General features: G+C 45.2%; 18 protein-coding genes and 2 tRNA genes. 13 read left to right on the top strand and 7 right to left on the bottom strand.

The features are described from left to right. Positions 1 to 13: 13 nt before the first annotated feature. The 11 genes from pdxA (at position 14) to ACESPU_RS14290 (ending at position 8,087) form a co-directional block, all read left to right on the top strand. Complete coding sequence (gene pdxA / locus ACESPU_RS14340; protein ID WP_005865827.1) at positions 14 to 1,123, top strand: 4-hydroxythreonine-4-phosphate dehydrogenase PdxA; 1,110 nt, start codon at positions 14 to 16, stop codon at positions 1,121 to 1,123. A gap of 168 nt (positions 1,124 to 1,291) precedes the next feature. Further along, positions 1,292 to 1,759, top strand: a complete 468-nt coding sequence (locus ACESPU_RS14335; RefSeq protein ID WP_005861572.1) for an adenylyltransferase/cytidyltransferase family protein — start codon at positions 1,292 to 1,294, stop codon at positions 1,757 to 1,759. An 11-nt stretch (positions 1,760 to 1,770) separates the two neighbouring features. Continuing rightward, entirely contained in the window at positions 1,771 to 2,499 is a 729-nt protein-coding gene (locus ACESPU_RS14330; RefSeq protein WP_005865829.1) for an SDR family NAD(P)-dependent oxidoreductase, read from the top strand. Between the two features lie 7 nt (positions 2,500 to 2,506). Beyond that, complete coding sequence (locus ACESPU_RS14325; RefSeq protein ID WP_005861576.1) at positions 2,507 to 3,394, top strand: CDP-alcohol phosphatidyltransferase family protein; 888 nt, start codon at positions 2,507 to 2,509, stop codon at positions 3,392 to 3,394. A gap of 3 nt (positions 3,395 to 3,397) precedes the next feature. Further along, entirely contained in the window at positions 3,398 to 4,225 is an 828-nt protein-coding gene (locus tag ACESPU_RS14320; RefSeq protein WP_158532814.1) for a lysophospholipid acyltransferase family protein, read from the top strand. A 104-nt stretch (positions 4,226 to 4,329) separates the two neighbouring features. Next, positions 4,330 to 5,520 carry a sigma-54-dependent Fis family transcriptional regulator gene (locus ACESPU_RS14315; RefSeq protein WP_005865833.1) on the top strand — a complete coding sequence of 397 codons (1,191 nt, stop codon included), beginning with the start codon at positions 4,330 to 4,332 and terminating at the stop codon, positions 5,518 to 5,520. A gap of 4 nt (positions 5,521 to 5,524) precedes the next feature. After that, positions 5,525 to 6,061 carry an LptE family protein gene (locus ACESPU_RS14310; protein WP_005861582.1) on the top strand — a complete coding sequence of 179 codons (537 nt, stop codon included), beginning with the start codon at positions 5,525 to 5,527 and terminating at the stop codon, positions 6,059 to 6,061. 1 nt (position 6,062) lies between these two features. Continuing rightward, complete coding sequence (locus ACESPU_RS14305; protein ID WP_158532815.1) at positions 6,063 to 6,830, top strand: hypothetical protein; 768 nt, start codon at positions 6,063 to 6,065, stop codon at positions 6,828 to 6,830. A 7-nt stretch (positions 6,831 to 6,837) separates the two neighbouring features. Then, positions 6,838 to 7,221: a preprotein translocase subunit SecG gene (secG, locus tag ACESPU_RS14300; RefSeq protein WP_057329097.1), complete on the top strand. Its 384-nt coding sequence runs from the start codon at positions 6,838 to 6,840 to the stop codon at positions 7,219 to 7,221. A gap of 293 nt (positions 7,222 to 7,514) precedes the next feature. Continuing rightward, positions 7,515 to 7,835, top strand: a complete 321-nt coding sequence (locus ACESPU_RS14295) for a DUF4491 family protein (protein WP_008774116.1) — start codon at positions 7,515 to 7,517, stop codon at positions 7,833 to 7,835. Between the two features lie 51 nt (positions 7,836 to 7,886). Beyond that, positions 7,887 to 8,087 carry a hypothetical protein gene (locus tag ACESPU_RS14290; RefSeq protein ID WP_005861590.1) on the top strand — a complete coding sequence of 67 codons (201 nt, stop codon included), beginning with the start codon at positions 7,887 to 7,889 and terminating at the stop codon, positions 8,085 to 8,087. A gap of 9 nt (positions 8,088 to 8,096) precedes the next feature. Here ACESPU_RS14290 and ACESPU_RS14285 read toward each other — a convergent pair whose 3' ends face one another. From ACESPU_RS14285 to ACESPU_RS14265, 5 genes are all read right to left on the bottom strand, one after another. After that, positions 8,097 to 8,429, bottom strand: coding sequence for a hypothetical protein (locus ACESPU_RS14285; RefSeq protein WP_008774115.1), 333 nt, complete (start codon positions 8,427 to 8,429; stop codon positions 8,097 to 8,099). Positions 8,430 to 8,542: 113 nt separating this feature from the next. Next, a tRNA-Gly gene (locus tag ACESPU_RS14280) sits at positions 8,543 to 8,615 on the bottom strand. A 25-nt stretch (positions 8,616 to 8,640) separates the two neighbouring features. After that, positions 8,641 to 8,723, bottom strand: a tRNA-Tyr gene (locus ACESPU_RS14275). Between the two features lie 54 nt (positions 8,724 to 8,777). After that, the gene (ribH, locus tag ACESPU_RS14270; protein ID WP_008774114.1) at positions 8,778 to 9,260 is read right to left on the bottom strand and encodes a 6,7-dimethyl-8-ribityllumazine synthase; all 483 of its coding nucleotides are present in this window, start codon (positions 9,258 to 9,260) and stop codon (positions 8,778 to 8,780) included. A 76-nt stretch (positions 9,261 to 9,336) separates the two neighbouring features. After that, entirely contained in the window at positions 9,337 to 10,020 is a 684-nt protein-coding gene (locus ACESPU_RS14265; protein ID WP_005861596.1) for a tetratricopeptide repeat protein, read from the bottom strand. 148 nt (positions 10,021 to 10,168) lie between these two features. Between ACESPU_RS14265 and ACESPU_RS14260 the strand changes: the two genes are divergently transcribed. Together ACESPU_RS14260 and ACESPU_RS14255 are read left to right on the top strand one after the other, a co-directional pair. Further along, entirely contained in the window at positions 10,169 to 11,266 is a 1,098-nt protein-coding gene (locus tag ACESPU_RS14260; RefSeq protein WP_373133465.1) for a DNA replication/repair protein RecF, read from the top strand. 2 nt (positions 11,267 to 11,268) lie between these two features. Beyond that, the gene (locus ACESPU_RS14255) at positions 11,269 to 11,562 is read left to right on the top strand and encodes a DUF721 domain-containing protein (RefSeq protein ID WP_158532817.1); all 294 of its coding nucleotides are present in this window, start codon (positions 11,269 to 11,271) and stop codon (positions 11,560 to 11,562) included. A 109-nt stretch (positions 11,563 to 11,671) separates the two neighbouring features. On the opposite strand, the gene ACESPU_RS14250 is transcribed toward ACESPU_RS14255, so the two are convergent. Both ACESPU_RS14250 and ACESPU_RS14245 read right to left on the bottom strand, forming a co-directional pair. Continuing rightward, positions 11,672 to 12,187, bottom strand: a complete 516-nt coding sequence (locus ACESPU_RS14250; RefSeq protein ID WP_005865844.1) for a 5-formyltetrahydrofolate cyclo-ligase — start codon at positions 12,185 to 12,187, stop codon at positions 11,672 to 11,674. Continuing rightward, positions 12,132 to 13,865 (bottom strand): S41 family peptidase, encoded by a 1,734-nt coding sequence (locus ACESPU_RS14245; protein ID WP_158532818.1) that lies wholly within the window; start codon positions 13,863 to 13,865, stop codon positions 12,132 to 12,134. Before ACESPU_RS14245 ends, ACESPU_RS14250 begins: the two co-directional genes overlap by 56 nt. Between the last annotated feature and the right edge of the window lie 13 nt (positions 13,866 to 13,878).

Genomic DNA, 13,878 nt, shown 5'->3' with positions numbered 1-13,878 from the left:
ACAAACAAAATATATGGAAGAACGACTGATTAAAGTGGGGATCACCCACGGAGATATAAATGGTATCGGCTATGAGGTGATATTAAAGACCTTTTCCGATACCCGCATGGCGGAGCTTTGCACGCCGATTATCTATGGCTCGTCCAAGATAGCCGCTTATCACCGGAAGGCATTGGAGCTTCCTCCTATCAATATGAATATTATTTCACATGCGGAGGATGCGGGAGTAAACCGGGTGAACATTATTAACTGCGTGGAGGACGAGACCAAGGTGGAGTTGTCGAAATCTACGCCGGTTGCCGGTGAGTCGGCTTTCAAGGCGTTGGAAGCGGCTGTTACGGATATGAAGCGGGGAGTAGTGGATGTACTGCTTACCGCCCCGATCAATAAACATAATATCCAGAACGAGGATTTTCATTTTCCCGGGCATACTGAGTATTTGGAGAAATGCTTCGGTGGCTTGGATAAAAAAGCCTTGATGATCTTGATGAAAGATGATCTTCGTGTCGCTTTGGTGACGGGGCATATTCCATTGTCGCAAGTTGCGTCTTCCATCAACGTGGGCGATATCGTGAATAAGCTGCGTATTTTCAATCAGTCGTTAAAGCAAGACTTCGGTATTGTGAAGCCACGTATCGCGGTTCTTTCCTTAAACCCTCATGCCGGTGATGCCGGATTGCTGGGTACGGAAGAGGAGACGATTATCATACCGGCAATGCAAGAGGCGGAGAAAAAAGGCGTAATGTCATTTGGCCCTTATGCGGCTGACGGTTTCTTTGGTTCGCAGATGTATGATAAATTTGATGGTGTCTTAGCGATGTATCATGATCAAGGGCTCGCTCCTTTCAAGACGTTGGCGATGGATGACGGGGTGAACTATACGGCAGGATTGCCGATCGTGCGGACTTCTCCGGCACACGGAACAGCTTATGACATAGCCGGGCAGAACGTGGCTTCGGAAGAGTCGTTCCGCCAAGCCTTATATGCGGCGTTGGATATCTTCCGGAACCGATTGCGTTATCAAGAGGCTACCGCCAACCCATTGCGTAAGCAATATTTCGATAGGGGGGGAGATAATGAGAAACTGGACTTGACAAAAGAGGACGATACGGACGGATTATAGTATATCTTTCCTGACAAGTTTCAATAAATACATAAAATGTCATGTTAATAACGAATGGATGTTATTGACATGACATTTTTGTATGGGGCGTGGGACGCTTTTTGGTTTTAAACTTTTAAGATAGGAAAAGTTTGCGTAAGTTTGCGGTTTAAAACGAAAATTACGATTATGTTTAAAGACAAAACGATAGTATATACATCCGGGACGTTTGATATGTTCCATTATAATCATCTTAGGATGATCAATTACGCCCGTAGTTTGGCGGATATATTGATCGTCGGGGTTAGTACAGATGAGTTGGTCTCTTCTTATAAAGCGAAGCCGATCATTCCGTTCCATGAACGTTTGCAGATCATCGAGGCGTTGAAGACTCCCGATATCGTTATACCACAACATTCCTTGGATCATACGGAAATCGTGAAGAAGCTGAATATCGACGCTTTCGTGGTAGGTGATGACTGGTTCGGAAAGTACGACTATCTGAAGGATTTAGGCGTTCAGGTATTTTATTTCCCTTACGGAACGGGGGTTTCCTCCTCGAATCTGAAAAAAACGATACATGATTCTTATGAGGCGAATCTGACAACCCAACGTCAGGCGAAGCCGGAAACAGTGAAAGGATCTGCCGCTAAATAACGATCAGTTTCATGGATAAATTTATTTTAATTACCGGTGGGACAAAAGGGATAGGAAAGGCGGTAGCGTCCTGTTTAGGAAAGGCCGGATATAACCTTATACTGACTTATGCTTCCGACCAAGCGGCGGCCGAGGAGGTACGTAGCGAGTTGGTGGGGCGTTTCGATATACAGGTTTCTATTCTGCGGGCCGATATCTCGGATCGGAATACGATCGGGGTTATCGATTCTTTCTTGGAGGAGAATAGGCTACGTTTGGACGGCCTTGTGTTCAATGCGGGAATGACCTGTCGGGATCCTTTTGAGGAACTTTCATTCGAGGATTGGGAACGGGTTTTCTTTGCTAATATCCATTTCCCGGTCTTCCTTTTACAGAAGATTGTTGGACGGATTAATAAGGGGGGAAGTATCGTGTTTACGGGTTCCTTGATGGGAATACAGCCTCATTCGGTATCCTTGGCATATGGGGTGACGAAAAGTGCTGTTCATGCGCTGGTCAAAAACATGGTGAAGTTCTTAGTTCCCTATGAACTGCGTGTGAATGCCGTGGCTCCCGGTTTTGTCGATACGGAATGGCAGAAAACAAAGCCTGCCGAGATCCGTCGGAATATAGAGAACAAGGTCTCTTTGGGACGGTTTTGCGACCCGGATGAATTGGCGGAAGTTTATAAAATGTTGATAGAGAATAGTTATTTTAATGGCGAGGTAGTCGTTGTGGATGGCGGTTACTCGTATAAATAAGAAACAAATGAGCGAGTTGGATAAGGAATACGAAGCATCGTTAAAGTCGATAGAAACAGAAAATAAGATAGACCGAATTTTTTATCGTCCGATAGGATTTCGTATTGCTCGTATGTTGCGAGGCACGGGGATTACCCCGAATATGATTACGGTTATCTCGATCTTCGTGGGTGCGGCGGTCGGATTTATGTTTTATCACGATAATTTGACATATAATATCTGCGGTATATTATTGTTGGTATTTGCCAATATCCTCGACTGCGTGGATGGGCAGCTGGCACGTCTTACAGGGATCAAGTCCGCTATCGGGCGTATCTTGGACGGATTCGCCGGGGATATCTGGTTCGCTTCGATCTATATCGGATTCGCTCTTCGTCTGTCTCATGATTACGGTACGGATTGGTTCTTTGCCTTGGCGGTCTTATCCGGTCTGTCTCATTTAGTCCAAGCGAATATCACGGATTATTATAAGACGCTTCACCTTTATTTTATCAGTAAGGATAAAGGCTCGGAGTTTCAGTCTTTGGAGCAGGTGGAGGCGAAACATAAGGAGATGAAGTATGGCATTAACAAGTTTTTCTACTTCTTATATCGTTGGTATACGATGTTGCAAGTGAAAGCTACGCCTACCTTACAGAGTATGTTACAAAATTTGCACGCGAAGTATGGGGATAATATTCCGGAGAATATCCGTGTGGACTTTCGTAAACAGAGTCGTCATTTAATGCGTTACATAGACTTGTTGACCTTTAATGGCCGGACGATGGTTATGTTTGTGATCGTACTAACGGGACAGGTCTGGGCTTATTACCTATACGAGATCATCGTGTTGAACATCGTACTAGCGATAGTGATGAGGAAACACGAGAAGATGTGTGCCTCGTTTTTAGGATAAAGTATGAAGAAGAGTGTTGTTGACATTTACGATTTGCAAGAGATGGCCCCGTTCTTCAAGGGGCGAGTGGGGACATGGTTGGGTAAGTTGCTGATAAAGTGTTTACGTGTGGATCTGGTTAATAAGGTACATGCCCGGAATTGTCATTTACGGGGCGCTGAGTTTACTTCCGCTTTATTGCATGACCCCATTATCGATCTCAGCTATGAGGTTCATAATAAAGAGATTTTAGATCATCTGCCGGAAGGGGCTTTTGTTACCGTTTCCAACCATCCGATCGGGTCGTTGGATGGAATCATGCTGATTGATATTTTCGCTTCCCGCCGTCCGGACTTTAAGGTGATGGTGAACGGCATCTTGACGAAGATCGGGGCGATGGAGGATAATTTCATATCCGTGGTGCCCGATTCCCACAAGCGAGGGGCGAATCCGGCGAATGTCAATGGCGTGCGACTATCCCTGCAACGCCTGAAAGAAGGTCATCCGATGGGTTTCTTCCCTGCTGGAGCGATCTCATTTTATAATAAAAAAGAGAAACAGGTACGGGATTTATCGTGGGCGCATAGCGTGATCCGCTTAGTTCGTAAGGCGAAAGCACCGGTATACCCTGTTTATTTTGATTTGCAAAATACCCATTTTTTCTATTGGCTAGGGAATATCAGCTGGCAAATACGTACCTTGCGTATTCCTGCAGAGGCTTTCAATAAGCGTGGAAAGAAAGCGGATGTATATATTGGTGAGCCTATCTCGCCGGAAGAGATCGCCGCCATCCCGGAAGACAAGGATCTTGCCGAGTTCTTGTATAAACGTACATATGGTGCTAAAAAATAAGAAACGACCGATAGAATCTGTTATCAATAGTGGTAGTTTGAATTAAGATTTGTAATTTTGGCAGAGTAACTGAAATAATTACAGATTTTAAAAGTGAAAGAGTGATGAAGGTTGATGTACAACAGATAAAACAGCGTTTTGGGATTATTGGTAATAACCCCGGATTAAATCGTGCGATCGATGTTGCGCTCCAGGTAGCGCCAACCGACTTATCTGTTCTTATTACAGGAGAGAGTGGAGTAGGAAAGGAGACTTTCCCGCAAATTATTCACCAGAACAGTCAGCGTAAGCATGGACAATATATAGCCGTAAACTGTGGCGCCATTCCGGAAGGGACGATAGACTCGGAGCTTTTCGGGCACGAGAAAGGTTCTTTTACCGGGGCGTTGGCCGACCGTAAAGGGTATTTCGAGGTAGCGGACGGTGGAACGATCTTCTTGGATGAGGTAGGAGAGCTGCCAACTCCTACGCAAGCACGCTTGCTTCGTGTGTTGGAGACGGGTGAGTTTATCAAGGTCGGTTCCTCCAAGGTACAGAAGACGAACGTTCGTATCGTTGCCGCTACGAACGTGAATTTAGTGCAGGCGGTTTCGGAAGGTAAATTCCGGGAGGATTTGTACTATCGTTTGAATACGGTGCCTATTCAAGTGCCTCCCTTGCGGGAGCGTCCGGAAGATATCGTCTTATTATTTCGTAAGTTCGCCAGTGATTGCGCCGAGAAATACCGGATGCCGCCGATCCGCTTGGATGATGAGGCCCGTCAATTATTGGTTTCTTACCGTTGGCCGGGTAACGTGCGTGAGTTGAAAAACATCACGGAACGTATCTCCGTGATCGAGGAGACACGGGATATAACGGCGGATGTCCTGCGCCTTTATCTGCCGAACGTGAACGTTGAGAAATATCCGGTATTGGTGAAGCAAGATCCGGATCAAAAGATATTTAACAGCGAGCGGGAGATCCTTTATCAAGTCTTGTTCGATATGAAAAAGGACGTGAACGAGCTAAAGAAATTAGTGCATGATATCATGGGAGGGAATATCCCGATGCCAACGGTGGCGGACGATACCCCTTATGCGCATCCGATCCATCCGGCGGCGGTTCATGCCATGCACCCGACGATCCAAGATGCCGAGGATGTGGAAGAGGAGACTTTATCCTTGGAAGAGGTGGAGAAGGAGATGATCCGTAAGGCTTTGGAGAAGCATAACGGGCGACGGAAGAACGCGGCAGCCGACTTGAAGATATCGGAGCGTACGTTATATCGAAAAATCAAGGAATACAATTTGGAATAAAAATATGCTAAAGAAGATTGTCAACATACGTTTGTCGGCAGCCAATTGGCTTATACTCTCATTTTTGACGGTATTGGCTACGGCTTGCTCTATTTCCTATAAGTTTAATGGAGCCTCTATTGATTATACGAAGGTGAAGACCATTACGATTCGTGACTTCACGAACCAAGCTCCCTACGTGAATCCGACCCTTGCGCCGCAGTTTACGGAGGATTTGAAGGATATTTACATCCGTCAGACTCGTCTGCAACTGGTTCCGAGCAATGGCGACCTTGAGTTGGAGGGTGAGATCACTGGTTACGATTTCGCTCCAATGGCCGTGAAGGAGGATGCTATCGCCTCGCAGACGAGGTTGACGATCACGGTGCGGGTTCGTTACTCCAACCGGGTTAACCCGGATGAGGATTTTGAGCAGTCGTTCTCCGCTTACCGCGAGTTCGACAGTAACTTGATGCCGCAGCAGGTAGAGGGAACATTATGCGAGGAGATCATAGAGGAAATAGTAGACCAAATCTATAACGCTACGGTTGCCAATTGGTAGAATGAGGGCGGAGGATTTATATCGTTTGATGGAGGAACCTTCGGAATTGACCGAGGGGACTCTTCTTGAGTTGCGACGAATCGTGGAGGATTACCCGTATTTTCAAGTGGCACGGATGTTGTATCTAAAGAATCTGGCCGTATTAAATGATATGAGTTTTACCTCGGAGCTGGAGAAGATGGCGATATTCTTGCCGGACCGGAAAATGCTGTTCCAACTGATAGAGGGAGATAAATATGGCTTGAACTCCCGTGTGGAGCATGAGCCGGATATGCGAAAAGAGGATACTTTCTCCTTGATAGACGCATTCCTCTCTAACGGTAACGAGGAACCGGAGCCTAAGAAAGAAGCCCCGTTCCTGTTCCAGCCATCGGTATCGTCAGATTATATGTTTTGGTCATTATCGAAAGAGGAAGAAGAGAAGCCATCTGGAGAGGATGCGGAGAATAGGCTTCGACATCACGACTTGATCGATTCGTTCATTAAAAATGACCAACAGCGTATGCCGGGTAGTGGGCTGGAAATCCGTGAGGAAACCAGCCGTGCGGAGACTCCAGAGTCGGTGAAAGATTTGGATGATGAGCAGTCCAAATCGCTGGAAGACTCGTGCCTTACGGAAACTTTAGCCCGGATTTATATAAAACAGAAGCGATATGATAAGGCTTTGCAAATTATTAAAAACTTAAGCTTGAAATATCCAGAAAAAAATGTTTACTTTGCAGACCAAATCAGATTTTTGGAAAAGTTGATTATTAACACTAAAAAATAAAACTAAGATGTACGTATTTATTTCTATCTTAATCCTGATTGCCTCTATACTATTAATCTTGATCGTGTTGATCCAGAACTCAAAAGGTGGAGGTTTGGCTTCAGGATTCTCTTCTTCTAACCAAATCATGGGTGTACGTAAGACCACAGACTTTTTGGAGAAAGCTACTTGGAGTTTGGCGGGTGCCGTAATCGTACTGAGTATCGTGATTACCGCATTTATCCCCAGAACTGAGCATGCTGCTCAATCAGAGATCAAGCAACAAGTGAACGACGCTGTCTCTATCGATCCTAACACGATCGCTCCGGACTTTGGTACAGCGCAACAACCGGCAGTTCCGGCAGAGGAAACTCCCGCTACTACTACACCTGCGGAGGAAAGCAACAGATAAGAATCTTATTTGAAAACAATATAGAAGTCATGTCCACTAACAATGGATGTGACTTTTTTTTGTGCTACTTTAAGTGGAAGCTTCTTTATCTCTTAATCTTTTCACCTATGTGAAAAGATCGTATCACAAGGGTGAAAAGATCGTATCACGTATATGAAAAGATCGTTTCATCTTTGTGAGACGATTATTGCGAATAGGGGCTTCTATCTCTTCATAGAAAGAAATGATCAGTTAAGTGGAATATTGTTCGTATATTTGTTACATATAATAGTAATAAGTATAAATACTCAGATATGGATATGATAAATTTTGATGGGTTGTTGATCGGTATCGTTACATTTTTGATTATCGGTCTGTTTCATCCGGTAGTCGTGAAGGCCGAGTATTATTGGGGGACGAAATGCTGGTGGATATTCCTTGTCTTGGGGATTTTAGGAGTGATAGCCTCCCTGTTTATAGACAGCGTGTTTGTGTCCGCTATTTGCGGCGTATTCGCCTTCTCATCGTTCTGGACGATCAAGGAGATTTTCGAGCAGGAGGAGCGTGTGCAGAAAGGTTGGTTCCCTAGAAATCCGAAAAGAAAATACCCTTGGGACGATAGTGAGGTGAAATGAATTCTTTTCGTATCTTTGCGCTCGTGAAAGCGATATAAAAGCAATAAAGCTATGAAGACAAAGAGAAAAAAGCAAGATCCGTTAGTCGAGTACATAAAGGCTAACCGGAAAGGCAGTCGTGAGGCCGAGTTAGAAAACCACGGCAGGCCGGTCAGTCATAACCGGATTCATGTATCGAAGAAAGTTTATAATCGTAAAAGAATGAAGGCAGATGCCCAGAGGCATCTGCCTTATTTGTTTTTAGTGGCCTAAAAGGAGACCTTAGTTCGCTGTATTGTTATTGATCGGTGTCTTTTCCTTGAACCACTCCACTAGTATCCCATTCTTGAAGCTTAGGATGTAGTAGCCTTCAGAGTAGTCGGCTATCGTCATGGTTACCGTCTTATAACTGATACTCTCTATCGGGCCGTCGGGGGTTATCCGTGCGCCAGCCGACTCAAAATCCTTTCCTAGTATCGATATAACCTTTTGCTTGGTCATCCCTAGCTCTATCTTATGCATCCGGTTGTCCATTTTATAAGGATTCATTACCGTAGCGCATCCCATCAATAGGAACATTGTCAGCAACACGTATATCCCTTTCACCATCTTCATCTCTCTTTTTGTTATTTGTTGTATTGGGGGCTAAAGTAGACATTATCCCGGATATATAGTAATACGAGGATATAAAAAAAGAGGAAAACCTTTCGATTTTCCTCTTTTCCTAGAGCGGAAGACGGGACTCAAACCCGCGACCCTCAGCTTGGAAGGCTAATGCTCTATCAACTGAGCTACTTCCGCAATAATTTGTTGCGAATTAAAAAGGTGGGCAGTGATGGATTCGAACCACCGAAGGCGAAAGCCAGCTGAGTTACAGTCAGCCCCATTTGGCCACTCTGGTAACTGCCCCCTTGTTCTTAATTGCAGTGCAAAGGTACGATTTATTTTGAAACCTGCAAGCGTTTAGGCAGAAAAATTTACCATTTTTATTGCGGTAACCGCTGCCTCGTCCCCTTTATTGCCATATCTACCTCCCGCACGATCCTCGGATTGCTGCATGGTGTCGGTAGTTAACAGGCCGAAAATGAAAGGAATATCGTACATTAAATTCAATTCTGTAATGCCTTGCGTAACGCCGGAACAAACGTAATCAAAATGTGGCGTATCGCCTCTTACGACGCATCCCAGAACGATCACGGCGTCTAATTCTTTAGTCTCGGCCAATCTTTTGGCTCCAAAAGTCAGTTCAAAACTACCCGGAACTCGTTTAACTACGATGTTTTCCGGTTTCACCCCGTGCTTTTCAAGCGTGTTGCAAGCACCTTCCAATAACTTCTCGGTAATGTTCTTGTTCCATTCAGCAACTACGATGCCGATGTTCATCTCTGAAGCATCAGGTACGCTGTTGAAGTCGTACTCGGATAAATTCTGATAAGCTGTAGCCATACTTGTCTCTTTAAAAGAAGAGGATGCCTTGTTTGACCGAGACATCCTCTGTTATACTATATAATATACTGTTTATTTATTTTCCTGCCGAAGCACGGGTGATATACTTATCGATATCGGATGCCTCCATGGAAGTGTAATACTTGTCCTTGATAGTCGTGTAAGCCTTTACAGCCTTGTCATACTCTTTCAAGTTCTCGTAAGCGATACCGGCCTTCTTCAAGTAAATCGGGCTGATTACCTCGTTGTCGGCCTCCTTAGCGGCTTTCTCGAAATAGCTGATTCCTTCTTTCGTATTACCCATGTTCACGTAGCAATCACCGATCAAGCCTGTAACCGCCGGAGATACCATTTGGTCCTTTCCGCTGAAAGATTTCAATAAATCGAGCGCCTTCTGTGTATCGCCCATCTTGTAGTAACAGATACCTGCGTAAGCCTTCGCCAAGTTTCCGGCGTCCGTGCTTCCATATTGGTCGATGATAGCCTCGAAACCTTCATAGTCAGCTCCATTGCCGTTTAAAGCCAAGGCGAAAGAATCTCTGGCGAAGTATTGCTCGCCCTTGAACATGGCGGCGGCGGCTTTTTTCTCCTGAGGAACTAAATAACCATGCTTGATTCCCAAAACAGCTCCAACAACGAGTGCGACAGCTATTATACCGTAAATAATCTTCTTTGAATTGTTTTCAATGAATTGCTCCGATTTGGAGACAATCTCTTCTACTTCTAACTCCTTGTTGGTGTCCTTTTCTTTAGTAGCCATAATGTGTTATAGTTATTTATTAATTTTATCGCTGATTTTAAGCCATACCATACGGTTGGCGATTCAAAGCGCAAAAGTAGTTTTTTTTGCTGATATAATCTATACTTAGAAGTATATTTTTTAATTTTGTACGATTAATACGGTTTAGATGATACTAAAGAAGCTTTCTGTTCTCAATTACAAAAATATACTTCAGTCCGAGGTTATTTTCTCGCCCAAGATGAATTGCTTTTTCGGCAATAACGGGATGGGGAAGACGAATCTATTGGATGCCATTCATTATCTCTCGTTTTGCAAGAGTCATGTCAATACGCCTGATAGCCAGATAATAAACAGTGATCAATATCTTTGCGTGGTGCAGGGTAACTATGATTATGAGGGACGTGAGGAGGAGATTTTCTGTGCCATGCGGCGTAGGCAACGCAAACAGTTCAAACGGAATAAGAAGGAGTACGACAAGCTGTCCGAGCATATCGGCCTATTACCGTTGGTCATGGTCTCTCCGGCTGATGCCGACTTGATCCGAGGGGGGAGCGATGAGCGACGCCGTTTTTTGGACTTAATCATCTCGCAGCAGGACAAGCCTTATCTGCATGCGCTTATCCAATATAATAAAGCGTTGCTCCAACGGAATACGTTGCTGAAAGATCAGAGCATGGATGCCTCTCTTTATGAGGTATTGGAGATGCAGCTGGGTATGTACGGCCAAATCGTTTACGAGAAGCGGAAAAAACTGGTGGAGGATTTTACCCCGATCTTTAATGAGTACTACCAGACGATCTGCGGCTCTGCCGAGGAGGTAGGGCTACATTATATCTCGCAATTGGAGGAAACGGAGCTTGCCGGTAAATTGGCGATGAGCCGGGAACGGGATCGTATATTGGGCTATACCTCTTCCGGTATCCATAAGGATGAGCTGGAAATGACGTTGGGCGGGTACCTGATTCGCCGGGTTGGTTCGCAAGGACAGAATAAGACGTATCTGATCGCCTTGAAACTCGCTCAGTTCGCTTTCCTAAATAAACGGGGACAGACTACACCTATTTTGCTGTTGGATGATATTTTCGATAAGCTGGACGCTAGCCGTGTGGAGCAGATCATCAAACTGGTCAGCGAGAATGGCTTCGGGCAGATTTTTATTACGGATACGAACCGGAAGTATCTGGATGAGATCTTATTGGCTATGAATCATGACTATGCCCTCTTCCGTGTGGAACGTGGCGAGGTACAACCTATGGAGGAATAAGGATGCAGAGAAGAAATACACAGACATTGGGTGAGGTGCTTCGTGACTTTTTCGAGGATAATACCGAGTTGTACGAGAAAATGATGGAGATCCGGGTTCTGCGTGCGTGGGGAGAAGTTTTAGGGCCTACGATCATGCAGTACACACGTAATATATATGTACGTGATAAGGTGCTTCATGTCTCATTGACTTCCTCCGTACTTCGTAGCGAGTTGACGCTTTGCCGGGAACGGTTGGTGAAAAGCTTGAATGATTACGCGGGTGCCTCGGTCATTACCAACATCGTTTTTCATTGAGTGTGGCTTTACCATTCGCAATATTACTTACTGGGTCAAGTAACATATACTGCCCAGCCCCGGTAAGTATATATGGCTTGACCCAGTAAGTATATATTCTGCGGAGAGATCAATAGATGGTGTCTTCTGTTATTACGTAATCCATTTTCTTGTCGAGTGGCTCTACCGGGACTTGCGGTATCATCTGGAACCCGAAGCATATGCCAACCTTGGGAGCGTTGAGCGTGGAAAGAAGGCGGTCGTAGAATCCCCTTCCTCGTCCCATGCGGTTCTTGTCTTTATCAAAGGCGACTCCGGGCACGATAATCAAGTCGATCTCATTCTTTGGAACTTCTATACCGTCCGCCTTAGGCTCTAATATCCCGAAAGGTCCGGGTTTTAGGGATTCCGGTCCTTCGTAAAGAAGCAATCTCAAATCATCACCAACTATCAAGGGCAACAGAAGCTTTTTCTTTTGGTACCATTTCTCGATAAAGCCAGCGGTCTGTACTTCTCCCGCTATAGCGTGATAAAGGGCGATACAAGAAGCCGCTTGGAACAGTTCCGTCTGTTCCAAGTGGTTCATGATCTTATCCGATAGCTCGCACAAGGTAATCCTCGAATATTCTTTCTTTCGAGAGGCCATATCTTTTCGTAGGGCCTGCTTGGCTGTGTAAGTCTCCATTCGCTGATTGTTTTAATAGTTCCGCATTCGGCACGGATTTTCCCTCTTGCAAGATCTTGATCGCACGTAATAAGGTAACGTCATCTTTTAGGAAAATGGGGTAGAAGCCCGCCTCGTCGAAGAAATTCCTTACGATATACGCTTGCAATTGGTTCTCGATTAACTTGCCGGATATATTAATTAATGTGGGACGTCTCTTGATGCCCTTGGTAGCCGCGAAGTTCACGAAGTCGGAAAGGAGCGGTTGTTGCTGCAAGTAATTATATAATTCCTCCCAAGTCTTGAATGAGCCTAGTTTCTCCCGATGGCGGTCTGAGTACTCGAGCGCATACAGGTAAAGCACGCCGCTATTTACCACATTAGAGTAGTAAGAGGTAACGCCACTCGTGTCACGAGGGATAAAGATATCTGGCATGATACCGCCCCCGCCGTATACGGTACGTCCGCCTACGGTCTGGTATTTTAAGGAATCATCCATCTTGATGCTATCGGCCGAGTCAAACTCGCCGTGCATATATCGGTTATAGATATCTTGGTCGTAAGCGTCCGTATTACCCATCTCATATTTCTTCTGGATGCAGCGACCGGACGGCGTGTAATAACGGGCGATGGTCAATCGCATCTCTGAACCGTCGCTCAATGACATTTGAGTTTGTACCAGACCCTTGCCATACGTTCTTCGTCCGATAATCGTACCACGGTCGTTATCTTGGATCGCTCCGGAGAATATCTCACTGGCGGAAGCCGAGATCTCATCGGTCAATACTACGATCGGGGCGTCTTTACAAGTTCCGGTTCCGTTCGCATATACGTCGGAACGAGGGAATGACTTACCTTCCGTGTAGACGATCAAGCGTCCTTCCGGCATAAACTCGTTAATCATATTGATAGCGGCATCCATATATCCGCCGGTATTACCCCGTAAGTCGATCACGAAAGAGGTACAGCCCGCTTGTTTCAGCTTGGCGATCGCCGTGATGAACTCATTATAAGTATTCCGGGCGAATTTGCTAACCTTGATGTAACCTATACCTTTAGCCGCTTCGAAAGAAACATCGACCGAATTAACAGGGACATCTCCACGGGTTACGTCAAAATAGAGCAACTCAGGAGAATTTCCTCGCTGTACGCCTAGTTTCACCGTACTGTTCTTTGCGCCCCGGAGTGTCTTCATGATCTCTCCTTGGTTCTTTTTCTTACCGGAGAAAATAGAATCATTGATCGAGATGATCCGGTCGAAGGGCAGTAAACCTGCTTTCTCTGCGGGACCACCGCTAATTACGCTGATCACTAGGATCGTATCGGTTTGCATATTAAATGATACGCCAATACCACTGAAAGAACCTTCCAGCTCCTCATTCACCACGGAAGCGTCTTCGGCGGGGATATATACGGAGTGAGGGTCTAATTCACTGAATATTTTCGGGATCGTACTCTCTACCAGCTTAGACATGCTAACCGTGTCAACATATTGCTCGTCGATAATGTCCAAGATGGCATTTATCTTGTTACCGCTGGAGTAGGACCGTTTTTTTCCTTGACTGATAGATAAATAATGGTTCCCAATAAAGATACCTAAAGCGATACTAGCCGCGATGATAACCGGGAGCCATACGGTCAGTCTTTTGTTTTTATCCATAAAAACGTTTTAT

The sequence above is a fragment of the Parabacteroides sp. 20_3 genome (assembly GCF_964238835.1).
Taxonomy (GTDB): domain Bacteria; phylum Bacteroidota; class Bacteroidia; order Bacteroidales; family Tannerellaceae; genus Parabacteroides; species Parabacteroides distasonis.
This window is presented reverse-complemented; position numbering and strand designations above follow the sequence as displayed.